Source organism: Niabella aurantiaca DSM 17617 (genome assembly GCF_000374125.1).
Classification (GTDB): Bacteria; Bacteroidota; Bacteroidia; order Chitinophagales; family Chitinophagaceae; genus Niabella; species Niabella aurantiaca.
On the sequence record NZ_KB893628.1, the window covers coordinates 46,408 to 61,503 of the forward strand.

Sequence of the window (15,096 nt, forward strand, 5' to 3'; positions counted from 1 at the left end):
CATGTACAAACTTTGGGCAAGCATAAAAAAAGACGGCCGCATCCTGTTGCGGGATAAAGTGGGCCTGGCACTGATGTTCCTCATGCCCATTATCCTGGCCATCATCATCGCCTCGGTACAGAACAGCACCTTTGAGCTGGTAAATGATAAAAAAGTACCCTTGCTGGTGCTATGCAGGGATACGGGAGAAGCTTCAAGAGAGCTGATCGCCTCACTGGAAAAAGGCGGTATGTTTACGTTAAAGAAACTACCGGCATTGGCAACTGCCGGCGATATCAAAAAAAGAATGGAAGATAAGGATGCCTTGCTGGGCATCATCATCCCTCCCCAATATACACAGGATGTGCTGGCCAAAGCCGAACGGGTATCCGGTGAAGCGCTGAAAACCATTGCCGTTGCCGACAGCACGGCGGGCGATCCGGCCATCATAAAAGCAAGCCCCTTAACGTTGTACTATCATCCCGTATTGCAAAAATCCTTCCGTCAGGGCATTGACGGGGCGCTCAACAGCGTATTGCAGATCGTTCAAAGCAAATACATCGTACGCGCGCTGTACAGCAGCATCAACAATGAGCCCGGCATCCCCCAGTCGCTGGAGCAGCAGATCCTCTCCAATGAAACCCCGGTAAACCAGCTGGCCGTTTCGAGGGACAATAGCCTTCCGGTGCCCAATGCCACCCAGCACAATATACCGGCCTGGACACTTTTTGCCATGTTCTTCATCGTCATTTCGCTGGGGAGCAGCCTGGTGCGGGAAAAAACCAGCGGCAGCTTTCTCCGGCTCAAAACAATGCCTACTTCCCTGTCTGTATCCCTTGCCTCCAAGCAGATCACTTATATCCTCATTACCATGCTGCAGGCCGCGGTGATCTTCAGCATCGGCCGCTGGCTGTTTCCTGTGATCGGTCTTCCGGCGCTGAACATTCCGGCTGACAAAGCCGGCTTGTTACTGGTGGTCTTCCTCTGCGGATGGTGTGCAACCAGCTTTGCCATCTGCATCGGCACTTTTGCGGATACGCAGGAACAAAGCAACGGCGTTGGTGCCATCAGCATCGTACTGTTTGCCGCCATCGGCGGATTGCTGGTGCCGGCCTTCGCCATGCCGGCCTCTTTCCAGGGCGTTATGCGGATCTCACCGCTTTATTGGTGCCTGGAAGCCTTCTATGGCCTGTTTCTCGAAGGCGGCCGTTTGGGAGATATCTTCAAAAATCTTGTCCCGGTCCTCATCATTATTGCTCTTTTGCAGCTGGCCACCTGGCTGCGGATGAAGCAAAAGAGGCTGATCTGATTTTTTTTTTGCAGATCCTTTATGTTTGTGATCCGAAACACAGCCAATGCAAATAGCTGACTCAAGTATTAATTAAATAAATAAGACCATGCCTCCAAAATTCAAAATTACCGGCAGCAGCCTGATGGCGCTCGGTTTTCTCTGCGTTGCCTTTGTTGTAAACCTGGTCGTTACCATCACTAATGCGCTTTCTTCCAATATTGCGTCCATACAGGAATACCGCAACCAGGTAATGCCCTTAAATATCCTGGAGCTTGTTAAATCGGGGATTTTACTAATCATGGGCTATTTACTGTTCCGCATTATCCGGAATGTAATGAACCGCGTCAAATGGAATATGGGCTATTACAAAAAGATCAAGTGGATCGGCTGGCTGAATGTGCTGGTATTGCTGATCGATGCTGCTATCTCCAACTGGCAGGAGTCCGTTCTTTCAAAGCAGGATTCACTTGCGAATCACCTGACCGACCATAATTTGTATCAAAATGCGCTCCTGACAGCGCTTTTTAATTCCCCCATCTCCTGGTTTTTGATCCTGTGTGTTTTCCTGATCGCTGACCTGTTGCAATATACCAGTGAAATAAAGATGGAAAACGATTCAGTCATATAGAAACCATTCCATAACATCATGAAACGCATAACCTTTATACTGCTTGGCGCCGCCGGTGCAACCACGGCCTTTTCCCAGGTGCAGAACAGCGGGTTTGAGACCCTTCAAAAGGATCAGCCGTCCGGCTGGTTCAGTCAATTTAAGAACGGCTACACCCTTTCCCCGGATTCAACGGTTCATTACTCCGGAGCCTGGTCATTCAAAATTGCCAATGAAACAGAAAAAGGCTCGTTTCAATCCTTTTCACAGTCCGTGCCGCTCAATATTACCGGCATAAGAAAGGTGATCCTTAGTGCCCGGTTCAAAACCAGTGAAGTGGCTGCCAATGCTTCGATCTGGTACCAGGTTTGGAATGATACCCAACAGATCGATTTCTCAAATCTTGCCATGCAAGGGCAGGTGGTGAACGGCACCAGGGACTGGAAGGAATATTCGATCAGCTTTGCCGTTCAGCCGGATGCCAAAAAACTGGTATTGGGCGGCCTGTTATCGGGTACCGGCACCGTTTGGTTTGACGACTTCTCAGTCAAAGAGCTGGCTTTCCCGGCAACGCCGGCTCAACAGCCGGCAGCGGGTCTTATAAAGGAAGTAAGGGATCTCATCCGGCAACATGCGCTTTATGCGGATTCAATGAACTGGAAACAGATCGATGAAACGGTGGGCGTGATCTCCGGCGGACAGAAAACAACAGACGATGCAAAGCCGGTGATCCGCTACCTGCTGGCGCAGCTGAAGAAAGCAGGCGATCATCACTCTTTCCATATGTCGGTAACCGCATCAAAAAACTACAACCAGCCCATCAAAAAGCTGGAAGATGCAACCAGCCGGCTCCTGCCGGGCGATATCGGTTATATTTCCGTTCCGGGATTTGGATCTACCAATGATTCTGCGATGACGGTCTTTGCACAAAATATCCAGGATCTTGTACGGGAACTGGACACAAAAAACGAGATCCGTGGCTGGATCATCGACCTGCGAAAAAATACCGGTGGAAATATGTACCCGATGATCGTTGGTTTAGGGCCTTTTTTAAAAAAAGGAGCCCTGGGGTACTTTGTACGGGGCAAGAAAAAAAGCGCCTGGTCCATTATGCGAAAAGGCAACAAAGCATGGAGCGGAGGCACCGTTGTTCCTGCAGCTTACACCATAAAAGACGGGCGCAGCAAAATTGCCGTACTGGTAGGCCCCCGGACGGCCAGCAGTGGGGAGTTCACCACCATCTCCTTTATCGGACGGCCCAATACAAAGCTATTTGGTCAGCCCACAGCAGGCTACACTACCGCTAATTCTTCTTTCCGGCTCTCCGATGGATCCACTCTTTTACTGGCAACCACATACGCTGCAGACCGCAAAAAGCACCATCATATCGGCCGTATTATGCCGGATGTACCGGTAGAGCAATCGAAAGATAAGGACGCCGATATGGAAGCTGCGGCAAATTGGATTCTTGGAAAATAAATAGCTATTTTCGCCAAAACGTCAAGGACATCAAACAACAAACGGCAAATATACTGGTTACCGGAGGTACCGGGTTTTTGGGCGCCTATATTCTGAAAGAGCTGGTACAGCGGAAAATTGCCGTAAAAGCCATAAAAAGAGATACCGCCAAAATTCCTGCATACATCGACCCGCAGATCCTCAATAAAGTAGAGTGGGTAAGCGGCGACATCCTGGACGTAACATCGCTGGAAGAAGCCCTGCAGGGCATTGATACCGTTATCCACAGCGCGGCTATTGTTTCCTTTGCAAAAAAAGAGCGGCGGAATATGTACCAGGTGAACGTAGAAGGTACCGCTAACGTTGTGAACATGGCATTGCAAACAGGTGTGCGGCGCCTGGTGCACATCAGCTCCGTTGCCGCCCTGGGGCGTAAAAAGGAAAGCAGCACGGTAGACGAAACCGCAAAGTGGGAAGACAATAAAAACAATACCCATTACGCCATCAGCAAATTCAGGGCAGAGCTGGAAGCCTGGCGCGGGTTTGCCGAAGGACTGGAAGGGGTGGTCCTGAACCCGGCCACCATCCTGGGTTATGGCAACTGGAATGAAGGCAGCTGCGCCATTTTTAAAAATGTTTATAAAGAATTTGGTTGGTACACCAACGGCATCAATGGTTTTTCGGATGTGGAAGATGTGGCCAATGCTGCTGTAATGCTCGCCGGCTCATCCATTACAGAAGAACGCTTTATTGTATGCAATGACAACTGGCGCTTCCGGCATCTGTTAAACACCATGGCGGATGCTTTTGGTAAAAAACAACCGGCAAGGGAAGCTTCTCCGCTGATCTCGGGCATCGCCTGGCGCCTGGAACGCCTGCGGTCTTTTTTTACCGGGGGCAAACCGCTTATTACAAAAGAAAGCGCCAAAGTAGCCAACAGCGAAACTCTTTTTGACGGATCCAAACTGGCAAGATCCCTGCCTGGATTTGAATACCGGTCCCTGGAGGAAACCATCCGGAACGCCTGCAACGCCTATAGATCTGCCTGTTAGGTTTTAAAACCCTAACAGGTAGATCTATAGCTTTAGACTCAGCCCGCCCTGCAACCACCGGCCGGGCATCGGGGCACCCAGCAGATCGCTGTATTCCCGGTTAAGCATATTGTCCACCTGCACAAAACTGGTCAGCCTGTTTTTCAGGAAGCCATAAGAAATCCTTCCGTTCATCAGGAAATAATCTTTGGTGATCGCTGCTCCGATCCCTGGTGCCGTTTGCGGGTTCCTTGCTTTATAAATGGCCGTCAGACTTACGGAAGCCGGTCCGAAATGATAAGCAAGCATGCCATTTGCCAGGAACCGCGCGTGTGATAAGATGTAAAAAGAAGGGTTCGGCTCACTGCTTTTGCTGTAGAGCCATACAAAACCACCATTTAGCTGTAACGACTGACAGGATGAAAACCGCCGGGTATAGGCTGCATCCGTTTCCCATCCGGTAGTGTTCACTTCGGCTACATTTTTGGCCAACGCATAATTACTGCCCGTTACCAGGTTGTCTTTCCGGGGCATCTCCGCATAAGGCGTATTTACCCAGTCGATCAGTCCGGCATGAAACCGCTGGAAAAAACTGGTAGAGATCTTTACACCAACGGTGCTAAACCAGTCAACGCCTGCTTCATAGGTCCAGGATCTTTCAGCTTCCAGGGCCGGGTTGCCCACGCTTCCGCTTTTTACTTCTGCTTTGTTGTAATTATTGTACAGCTCCGTAAAATCTGCATTCCGGATGGTTTTGCCTCCACTGGCACGCAACTGCACATTGTTCATTTTATAGGATGCCGTCAGCTGGGGCACCCATTCGGCAGGCAGCGCGCCGTAAACTTCCATTCTTAAAGACGGGTTTATCGTAAAGTGCGTCCCGAATTTCCGGATCAATGAAACAAAAGGCGCCGCCGTCTTCAACTGGTGGTCGCCCCGGTCATTGGAACGGATATCCCGGTTCTGAAAATTAAATCCGGCCACCAAACTGGTTTGCCCGGAAAACTGCTGTTGCAATGCAGCCTGCGCCTGAAACAGGTGCGATCGATTATTATTAGCGATCGATGTGGGATTGAACGCATACCGGTCTTCCATGCTTTTATATCCGGCATCTACACTTACCTGTGTATTTCCTTTCTGGTATTGCAGCCGCGCCTGGTTCCACCAGGAGCTGATCGTTTCCGACGCTGTATCCGATGCATAGGTGGTATAAAAATTTTGTGCGGCAAAGTCCCGGTTGTCATAAGCCGTTCGCAGCGCCAGGTTCCAGTAAGGATTCAGCTTTACCATCAATCCGGCAGAAGCCGCGGTATTGTGAAAATAACCCCGGATGCCCCGCTGCTGTACCCCATTCGCATTATTGGTCAGGAAACCCGCACCCACATTTATTTTTTCATTCTGATAAAACCCGCCGGCATTGGCATTCAATAATCCGTATTCACCCACGCTTATCATTGCAGACGCCTGCTTTTGCCGGGTCTGTTGGTTTTTGTTAAACGCCTTTGTGATGATATTGATCACCCCGCCTACCGCATCAGATCCGTAAACCGCCGAAGAAGCCCCTTTGAGTACTTCAATCCGGTCGATCTCTGCAGGGCTGATGGGAATATAGCCCGTAAAATGCCCGGTATTGGGATCATTCAGCCGTAACCCATCCAGGATCACCAGCACTTGCTGAAAAGTGCCTCCCCTGATCGAAATATCCGTTTGTGCGCCCTGGGGGCCCCGCATCTGCGCCTCCACGCCGGGAACGTATTTTAACAGCTCGTCCACTGAATGAACGGGCAGGGCTGCAATGGTTTCGCCACTGATAATGGTTATATTCCTTCCCGTTTCCGAGCTCGTTTTTTCAATAAGGGACGAGGTTACGGTAACCGGGTCCAGCAGGGTATCCTGTGCGCCGGACTTTTTTGTCCACGCCAGGGAAGTAAGGGTCAGTCCCGCTGTTAATAACAATACGGATGTTTTTGCAGATGCAGTCCGTTTTGACAGTTTCATTGTTTTTTTCTTAAACTCCATACACTTGTGTCTTGATGCCTCAGGGCCTTGTGCCCCGGCATTTCTTTCTTTATTTTCCGCCAAAACTATTACCTTGCCGGACGACTCAGGTAGTCCGGTTTTTATATAATGAGTAGTCCGGTTCAATTGCCATACAAAACCCTTGTGCCCATCGACCGGCAAAGTACCACGGCGGTTTATCTTCAGATCGTGCACCAGGTCATTAATGCCATCCAGCGGGGATTTCTTTCAGGGGGGCAGCAATTGCCCGGCACCCGCGCCATGAGTATTCTGCTGCAGGTACACCGTAAAACGGCAGTAGCCGCCTACGAAGAACTGGATGCGCAGGGCTGGATCGCCACCGTGCCGAATAAAGGCTGCTTTGTGAAAACCGTATCGCATAAGGATACCGCCAAAAAAAAGCTGGATGCATTGAAGTTAACAGCGTATCCGGCCAAAGCCGGGTTTCATTTCAGCAGGAACAATATTCTGGATGTGCCCGAACCCACGCCAGGCCTGTCTCTTATGCTTACGGACGGACAACCGGACTACCGGCTTTCGCCCACAGATCAGCTGGCACGCTACTATACGGCCGCCCTGCGCAGGAAAGTAAACCGGAAACATCTGGGATACCATGCAGCCACCGGCGACTCCTTCTTTAAAATACAGCTTTCTAATTTTTTAAACAGCACCCGCGGACTGCACATTACACCCAAAAACATCCTGGTAACCCGGGGAATGGAAATGGGTATGTATGTTGCGGCCCGTACGCTTATTGGCGTGGGCGATACCGTATTGGTAGGCTCACCGGGTTATTATACCGCCAATATGACCTTTCAGCAATCGGGAGCAAGGTTGAAGACCGTTCCGGCAGACCAGGATGGAATCAGTGTGGAAGCAGTAGAGCGCATCTGCAAAAAGCAACGCGTCCGGCTGCTGTACATTACCCCGCATCACCACTACCCCACCACCGCCACACTAAGTGCCCAGCGCAGGGTAGCGCTGTTAAAGCTGTCGGCCACCTATGGCTTCATCATCCTGGAGGATGATTATGAATATGACTTTCATTATCAAAGCAGCCCCATCCTTCCGCTGGCCAGCGCCGATACCGAAGGCATGGTAGTATACCTGGGTTCTTTTGGCAAAACCCTGGCCCCGGGTTTCCGGGCAGGGTTCCTGGTAGCGCCTGAAAACCTGGTTACAGAAATGCAGAAAGTACAGGGCATTATTGACCGCCAGGGAGACTCTATCATGGAACAGGTCCTGGGCGAGCTGATCGCAGAGGGGGAGATCCACCGTCATCTGAAGAAAGTGCAAAAGATCTACCACGAGCGGCGCAATCATTTTTGCAAAATGCTGGATACAGAGCTGGGCAGCAGCGTTTCTTTTTCCATACCACCGGGAGGTCTGGCAGTGTGGACAAAATGGGAACAGGGGCTGAATTTGTTAAGGATCAGTAAAGCATTAGCCACACAGGGCTTACAGCTTCCACAGTTCCTGTTATACCAGACACAGGAATTGAGCGCTATGCGGTTAGGGTTCGGAAATTTCACTCCAACAGAAGCCTCCATCGTGTTAGACATGCTGAAGCAGGCAGCAGCACAGGGATCCGGTCATCATCCACAGTAAGTGCCGTATTTTTTAACGCTGACCGCATCCGTTTCAATGCAGGGTAACCGGTTTTCTTTTGCCCTCCATCCGGTCTGTATATTCCACACTGCCCAGCCGGATGCGGAATGAGGTCTTCGTGGCTTTCTCCAGTTTCAGCTCCTGCCGGCACATAAACCCCAAATGATTATAGTAAACGGTATGCAGCGCTACGGGCTTCACTTTAAAAATACCGGCATCCGCCTTCAACGGCATCCGCACATAGCTGCAGACGCTGTCTTTTTTTATTGATGGCATTACATGGTTTCCCTGCGCAGCCAGCTGAAGGCTGCAACACCCGGCAAAAGCCAATACCAGGAATGGTTTCCCTTTCATTATTGAAAATAATTGCACTTTCAAAAGTACAAATTCTTTTATTAAGCGCTCCACAGGAGCACTATCAATGATCGCTGTCCTGCGCCCCCAAAGGTCCGGGGGTGCTTCAGGCAGGCATTCCATTCTTTTATCATTACCCGGAACCATCTGCAGAAACCCCAAAACAGAGCTGGGGCTGCTCAAAAAAGGCAACCCCAGCTCTTAAAAGAATATTCAGACAGTGACCTGTGCTTATATCTTATAATAGTCTTCCCATCCTTTGCGGGGAGGAGCACCGGTTAAGAACGCATCAGCAAAGGCATCATTGGTTATCCGCTTGGTTTCCCGGTCAAAAATGATCTTCCGGTTCAAACGCTGCGCCATCACCCCCAGGCAAAACACCTGGCTCAGCGGGCCGGCTATTTCAAAGGGAGACCGGGTTTTTTCCTTTCCCTGGCTGGCCAGTAAAAAATTAGCAAAGTGATTGGACGGGCTCTTGGGCACTTCCGGTAATTTATGCTCCATTTCCTTTGCCTTTGCGGAAGGAATGATGCTCAATGTACTGGCATGGGACCCGCCTTTAAACGTAAGCGTCTTACTATAGATCTCTTTACCGGGATTGAGCTTTGCAGCCTGGATCTTTTTGCCTCCTACGGTGGGAATGCTCGAATCCAGTTCCGAGTTGCCAAATCCTTCAGGAAGCCTGGGCTGGTTGTTGATACCGTCATACCAGGTAATCACTACCGGCGGCATCCTTTTGCGTTTGGGAAATTTAAATTCAATAGTGCTGGACATCGGGTAGAAATAATCGTTATGTCCTTCCAGCTTCAGCGGGGTGACCTCTTCCGGCAGGCCGAGGTTTAAAAACTGGTGCGCCGTATCCAGGATATGTGCGCCCCAATCGCCCAACGCACCCATTCCAAAGTCGTACCAGCAACGCCACTGACCATAATGAAAGTCCTTATTAAAATCGTGATACATCTGGGCCGACAGCCAGGTATCCCAATCCAGGGTTTCCGGGATGGGCTCAGCCGCAGGGAATTTCTTAATATTCGTATCCCATCCATGCCAGCGCCTCGGGCTGTTCATATGGGCTGTGATGGCCGTTACATCTTTAATGATGCCCGCTTCCGTCCATGCTTTAAATTGAAAATAATTGGCCTCCGAGTGTCCCTGGTTACCCATTTGCGTAACCACCTGCGGATATTTTTTCGCCGCCCGGATCATCAGTTCTACCTCATGAAAGGTGCGTGCCATTGGCTTTTCTACATATACATGCTTGCCCAGCGCCATAGAATGCACCGTAATCGGGAAATGTGCAAAATCCGGCACCGCAATGGTTACGGCATCTATGGATTTTTCCATTTTATCATACATTTTCCGGAAATCCTGGAACTGTGTTGCATTGGGAAATTTAGCGATGGTGGCCTGCGTATGCTTGGCGCCCATATCCACATCACACAGGGCCACTACATTTGCCAGGTTGGTTTTTGCAAAATCATTAATGATCTCTCCTCCCCGGTTACCGATACCGATATGCGCCAGGTTCACTTTGCCGTTGGCACCGATGATGCGGTTATAACTGGAAGCATTTACCTTCGTAAATAAACCGGATAACGCCACGCCGGTCGTTGCCAGCGCAGTATGCTGTATAAAAGCCCTTCTTGTTGTAGCCATTCCTGAAAATTATTTTGTAAAACAATCGATAAAAAAATAAGCAGCGGTGATCTTTTTGAACAACAGCTGTCCTTTTACTCCCAATTATAGAGCGAAGCGAATTTATGTATTTTAAGCATTGCAGGATCAACAGACCTCGAAATCGTTATCGTTAAGATAAGATCAAAATACGGCTGCTACGCTGATGCCGGATCGCCTGCGGGGGAGCTTTCCCGCTGATGCTGCTTGTTGATGATCCTCACCCGTGCTCTTTTAAACCAGCTCCAACGCCGGATCCCAGAACCGGGTCTTAAAATCCACCACCTTATCGTTCTTTACTTTTATCCCTTCCTTTTCCAGCAGCTCCTGCATATAGGTAGGTGTTTTGAAAGCATGCTTTCCGGACAGCAGCCCGGCACTGTTTACCACCCGGTGCGCCGGTACCTTGGGTTTTACCCTCCCCGCGGCACTCATGGCCCAGCCCACCAGCCTTGCCGATTTGCCGGAGCCAATGGCTTTTGCAATGGCGCCATAAGAGGTCACTCTTCCTTTCGGGACCAGCCGGGCAATATCGTAGATCAGGTCAAAAATACTGTCGTCCGTTTTACCCGAGGGCCGAACGGTCTTCAGCTTCGCCGGATTGCTGCTGCTTTTTTTTACGCGCATTCAACAACTGTGTTTTTTTGGGTTCCGAAACATTTTCATAATCATAGGGACAATGCCGGCAGCCGTTGCTGCAACAATATCCCCGTTGTAAATGATATTTTTCCGTAAGCACCATCTTACCGTCCTCATTCACATAATAATCTTCCCCCTCAATCAAGCTCATACCGGATCGCTTCCTTTAATTCCAGGTCCTTTTCTTCACCGGAAAGCACGGATGGCAACTGAAAGGCCAGATAATGGATCCGGTTGCTTTCGGCAATGTCCAGGCTCTCGTAATAGGTCTTTATTCTCAATTCCTCCGGAAGGTTTGCCGCGCTGTAGAGATCATCGGTCTCTTTGAGGATAGTACACTGATACATATCCAGCACTTCTTTGGTGAACCGGTGCAGGTTGGGACTGTCTGTTTTCAGATGAATGATGCCGTCCGGCCGGATCACCTGCTTAAAAATCCTTAAGAACCGCGGATGCGTAAGGCGCTTCTTCGCCTTTGAAAACCGCAACTGCGGATCCGGGAAGGTGATCCAGATCTCGCTCACCTCACCCGGTGCAAAGTACTGGTGCAGCTGCTCGATCTGCACCCGCAAAAAGGCCACATTATCCAGGTTTTCATGAAGTGCCTTCCTTGCTCCTGCCCATAGCCGGTTGCCTTTGATGTCCACACCAATAAAATTGCGGCCGGGGTGCAGCCGCCCCAGTCCCAGGGCATATTCCCCTTTTCCGCAAGCCAGCTCCAGGGTTATGGGATGTTCATTTTTAAAATACGCCTTCCATTTTCCCGTCATGTCCCCGGGAAACTGCAGCACATTATGAAATGTGTTGAGCTCTGCAAAACGTACCAGCTTCTTTTGCGCCATTATCTGTTGCTAAAACGGTAAGAAAGTCCGATGCCCAGCATTGAGCGTATCTGCGGGCGGGCCGATTCCCTGTCTGGTCCAAACAAACGGGCATCATCGTCATAAATAAGGTCCAGCGCATAGTTGATCGCAAACAGCTTGCCCAGCTTCATCGTCAGCAGGTTGGTCCAGTACACATCAATGTTCTGCGGATTATGAAGATAATTGGAATAGAAGTCAGCACGGCTTTTGAACGAGATGGACTTGCTGAATTCTTTAAAGAAGTTTACGGTAGCAAAAGCACCAAATTCTGTTTTTACATGCTTGCTGCTGTCTACACCATAGGCCCCCCGTGCAGAAAGCGAATCATTCATAACGATGGTCCAGCGTGCTGTTACCGGCGAAACAAATACGGAAAAGCTCTTTACCGGCTTATAGGTAACCCCGGGGCTCAGCAGCACATAGGCGGGCGACAGGAACTGGGAAGTAAGCGTATTTGAAGAATCATTATAGTCGTACCCTTTCAATATCTGGGAGCGGAAATTGAATAACGCACCCACATCCCATTTTTTACCGATATCATAGGCATATTTCGATACAAGGTCGATCCGGTCATCATTTTTCCGGGTACCAAGCGAGGTTGTATTCATATAACCCAGGTTCAGATCGAGCGTATTATCCCAGTGATGCCTGCCTTTTTGATAAAACGCATAGGTGCTCAGCAATGAATTCAGCGCCAGCGAAAATTTATCTCCTCCTGCAGACCAGTTGCTCAATGAGCCCTGCGCGATATTCAAGTTAAATACACCACCGGTCTTCCAGGTCATCTGCGCGGTATCATTAGCGTCCTTCGCAATTTTCCGGTCGGAGTCGGCCTGCAATTTCTTAACGGTCTCATCCTGCGCATGCAACCATGAAACGGAATTGAAAAGCAGGACGATCAATAAAAGTTTCCTCATAGTGATTGATTTTGGCCTCAAAAATAAGTGTTCCTTTTTTATAAGGGCCAACGCACAGGTGCTTCTTTTGCAAATCGCCCAAAAACTTTATAAGCGGTTCTTCAAATCTTTCCCCGTTTATACTATCTTGCAAGCATGTCAGACCACATGAATATTGAAGCATTCTTATCACCTGTGAACCTCAGGGAGATCGCCGGTGATGAACGTTATAAACCCGATCAAATGGGCAGCAGCATTGATATTCATGAAGCGCTTTTTCCCGATCTGGAACTTGCAGACCTTGTATTGGTAGGATGTGGTGAGCAGCGGGGGAATGGCATCCTGGGCACTCCCAGCGCTGCGCCGGATCTCATCCGCCGGCAGTTCTATTCGTTGTTTTTCTGGCACGACGGGATCCGGATCGCCGACATCGGCGATATCCGGCAGGGCGCGTCCTACACCGACACGGTTGCCGCTTTAAGAACGGTGATCGCCGCTCTGATCGAAGAAGGAAAAACGGTGATCATCCTGGGTGGCTCACATGATCTTACAATGGCGCAGTATGGCGCTTATGGCCTGCAGAAAACCATTATAGAGGCATCGGTCATAGACGCCGTGATCGACCTGGACATGGAATCGCCCTTTGCCAATGATCATTTTTTAATGGAGATGCTTACCGGTGAGCCCAATTATATCCGGCACTACAATCATATCGGTTTTCAAAGTTATCTGGTGCACCCCGGGATGCTACAGACACTGGATAAACTAAAATTTGACTTTTACCGGGTAGGGCATGTAAAAGAGGACATCGAGCAGATTGAGCCGGCGATCCGGAGCAGCCAGCTGTTCTCGTTCGACATCAATGCCATTGCCCATGCTTATGCTCCTGCCAACCAGCTTACCCCGAATGGCTTCAATGGGGAAGAAGCCTGTATCCTCATGCAATATGCCGGGATGAGTGCCGCCGTGAATACCATCGGTATTTACGGGTATGATGTAAAAAAAGACCGGGATGAACTGACCGCTAAACAAATCGGTCATATGTTATGGTATGCGCTGGATGGTTTGCACCGCAGGAAAAAAGAAGCCGCGCTTACGGACAAGGAAGCTTTTAATGAATACCAGATGATCTTTTCGGAAATAGAAACCACGTTTTATCAAAGTAAAAAGACCGGGCGCTGGTGGATGCAGCTGCCGGGCAACCGGCTGGTGCCCTGCAGCTATAAAGATTACCTCCTGGCATCGCAGGACGAAATTCCCGACCGCTGGTTCAGGGCCCAGCAGCGGTAAGGCGCTGCTTCTGACCCGGGCGGCCCGATATCGTATTTTAACAAAAACAGGATCGTTTCCCCCCAATGCCCATGTTGTGGTGAAGAAAATGATGCATTTGCCCGGCATAACCGGCCCAACGTTTCAATTATTCGGTACTTTTACATCCCTTCAAAAATCAAATAAATAATGAGTCATCCAATTATTACGGGAATCGCATCTTTTGGCATGAGCGGCAAGCTGTTCCATGCCCCGTTTATCAACGCCAATCCGCACTATGAGCTGAGGGCCATCGTGGAACGGCATAAAGACGACTCGCGGGAACGTTATCCCGACTCGCGGTTATACCGCTCTTTTGAAGAGCTGATCGCCGACCCGGATATTGAACTGGTGATCGTAAACACGCCCGTGCAAACCCATTTTGAATATGCGGTCAGAGCGCTGGAAGCCGGTAAAAACATCGTAGTGGAAAAGCCCTTTATGGTCACTGCCGCGGAAGCGGAAGAGGCCGACCGGGTGGCCCGGGAAAAGAACCTTTTCCTGAGCGTTTACCAGAACCGGAGATATGACGGCGATTTTCGCGCCATCAGGGACGTGGTTACCGAAAATATGCTGGGAGAACTGAAGGAAGTGGAACTGCGTTACGACCGTTACCGCACCGGGCATAGCGGCAAGGATCATAAAGAAGGGAACAAACCGGGTGCCGGCAACCTGCACGACCTGGGCGCCCATCTCATCGACCAGGCCATCCAGCTGTTCGGATTTCCCGAGGCCGTTTTTGCCGATGTGTTCACCATGCGGAAGAGTATGGAGGCAAATGACTATTTTGAAGTGCTGCTGTATTATCCCCGCCCCTTCCGCGTACGCATCAAAGGAACCGTCTTTGCCAAAGAATCGCCCTACCCGTTCATTTTACAAGGAGAGAACGGCACTTTCCTGCAGCAACGCTCCGATCTTCAGGAAACAAAATTGCTGGAAGGCGTGACGCCGGCCATTGAAACCTGGATCACAACACCCGAAGGGTTCGACGGGGTGCTCCATACCACCATTAACGGGCAGGATATAAGAAAGCAGACACGCTCCGAAATGGGCAACTATATGGATTATTATGAAGAAGTATATGAAGCATTGCGTCATGACCGGCCCAACCCGGTACCTGCATCAGATGCCATTCTTACCATGAAGGTGATCGATGCGGCCCTGCTAAGCAGCCGCGAACGGAAAGTGATCCCGCTGACCCCTTGAGTTTTCAATTTGCGTTGCAAAATCAATGAAGTCATGACAAATCTGCTTTGGGTCATCCGGAAGGTGTCACCATGAATTTATTTCAGGGTCTATTCTTTTTTCAGGATCTGCCTAAATCATGCATCGATGTCGAATAGATGCTGAAACAATCTGTCATTGGCAA

The 15,096-nt window shown here is 49.9% G+C and carries 14 protein-coding genes; 7 read left to right on the forward strand and 7 right to left on the reverse strand.

Going from position 1 to position 15,096, the window contains the following annotated elements; genetic code table 11:
* Position 1 precedes the first annotated feature (1 nt).
* The 4 genes from B160_RS0109275 (at position 2) to B160_RS0109290 (ending at position 4,387) form a co-directional block, all read left to right on the forward strand.
* Entirely contained in the window at positions 2-1,288 is a 1,287-nt protein-coding gene (locus B160_RS0109275; RefSeq protein ID WP_018627633.1) for an ABC transporter permease, read from the forward strand.
* 88 nt (positions 1,289-1,376) lie between these two features.
* The gene (locus B160_RS0109280) at positions 1,377-1,898 is read left to right on the forward strand and encodes a DUF2975 domain-containing protein (protein ID WP_018627634.1); all 522 of its coding nucleotides are present in this window, start codon (positions 1,377-1,379) and stop codon (positions 1,896-1,898) included.
* Between the two features lie 18 nt (positions 1,899-1,916).
* Positions 1,917-3,356 (forward strand): S41 family peptidase, encoded by a 1,440-nt coding sequence (locus B160_RS0109285; RefSeq protein WP_018627635.1) that lies wholly within the window; start codon positions 1,917-1,919, stop codon positions 3,354-3,356.
* Positions 3,338-4,387: an NAD-dependent epimerase/dehydratase family protein gene (locus B160_RS0109290; RefSeq protein WP_018627636.1), complete on the forward strand. Its 1,050-nt coding sequence runs from the start codon at positions 3,338-3,340 to the stop codon at positions 4,385-4,387. Before B160_RS0109285 ends, B160_RS0109290 begins: the two co-directional genes overlap by 19 nt.
* Positions 4,388-4,411: 24 nt before the next feature.
* On the opposite strand, the gene B160_RS0109295 is transcribed toward B160_RS0109290, so the two are convergent.
* Positions 4,412-6,364 (reverse strand): TonB-dependent receptor plug domain-containing protein, encoded by a 1,953-nt coding sequence (locus B160_RS0109295; protein ID WP_018627637.1) that lies wholly within the window; start codon positions 6,362-6,364, stop codon positions 4,412-4,414.
* A 129-nt stretch (positions 6,365-6,493) separates the two neighbouring features.
* On the opposite strand from B160_RS0109295, the gene B160_RS0109300 reads away from it, so the two are divergent.
* A complete protein-coding gene (locus tag B160_RS0109300; protein ID WP_026309660.1) occupies positions 6,494-7,993 on the forward strand; it encodes an aminotransferase-like domain-containing protein in 1,500 nt (499 codons plus the stop codon).
* A gap of 33 nt (positions 7,994-8,026) precedes the next feature.
* Here the strand turns inward: B160_RS0109300 and B160_RS0109305 are convergent, their stop codons facing one another.
* The 6 genes from B160_RS0109305 to B160_RS0109330 form a co-directional block, all read right to left on the reverse strand.
* Complete coding sequence (locus B160_RS0109305) at positions 8,027-8,470, reverse strand: hypothetical protein (RefSeq protein ID WP_157557975.1); 444 nt, start codon at positions 8,468-8,470, stop codon at positions 8,027-8,029.
* A gap of 108 nt (positions 8,471-8,578) precedes the next feature.
* Positions 8,579-10,003 (reverse strand): Gfo/Idh/MocA family oxidoreductase, encoded by a 1,425-nt coding sequence (locus B160_RS0109310; protein WP_018627640.1) that lies wholly within the window; start codon positions 10,001-10,003, stop codon positions 8,579-8,581.
* A gap of 252 nt (positions 10,004-10,255) precedes the next feature.
* The gene (locus tag B160_RS0109315; protein ID WP_018627641.1) at positions 10,256-10,648 is read right to left on the reverse strand and encodes an MGMT family protein; all 393 of its coding nucleotides are present in this window, start codon (positions 10,646-10,648) and stop codon (positions 10,256-10,258) included.
* Positions 10,587-10,811 carry a C1orf53 family protein gene (locus tag B160_RS31955; protein WP_018627642.1) on the reverse strand — a complete coding sequence of 75 codons (225 nt, stop codon included), beginning with the start codon at positions 10,809-10,811 and terminating at the stop codon, positions 10,587-10,589. Before B160_RS31955 ends, B160_RS0109315 begins: the two co-directional genes overlap by 62 nt.
* The gene (trmB, locus tag B160_RS0109325; protein WP_018627644.1) at positions 10,798-11,502 is read right to left on the reverse strand and encodes a tRNA (guanosine(46)-N7)-methyltransferase TrmB; all 705 of its coding nucleotides are present in this window, start codon (positions 11,500-11,502) and stop codon (positions 10,798-10,800) included. Before trmB ends, B160_RS31955 begins: the two co-directional genes overlap by 14 nt.
* Positions 11,502-12,440: a DUF3078 domain-containing protein gene (locus B160_RS0109330; protein WP_018627645.1), complete on the reverse strand. Its 939-nt coding sequence runs from the start codon at positions 12,438-12,440 to the stop codon at positions 11,502-11,504. The genes trmB and B160_RS0109330 overlap by 1 nt, the downstream gene beginning before the upstream one ends.
* A gap of 135 nt (positions 12,441-12,575) precedes the next feature.
* Here B160_RS0109330 and B160_RS0109335 point away from each other — a divergent pair, with 135 nt between their 5' ends.
* Entirely contained in the window at positions 12,576-13,709 is a 1,134-nt protein-coding gene (locus tag B160_RS0109335; RefSeq protein WP_018627646.1) for an arginase family protein, read from the forward strand.
* 168 nt (positions 13,710-13,877) lie between these two features.
* Complete coding sequence (locus B160_RS0109340; protein ID WP_018627647.1) at positions 13,878-14,933, forward strand: Gfo/Idh/MocA family oxidoreductase; 1,056 nt, start codon at positions 13,878-13,880, stop codon at positions 14,931-14,933.
* Positions 14,934-15,096: the final 163 nt, after the last annotated feature.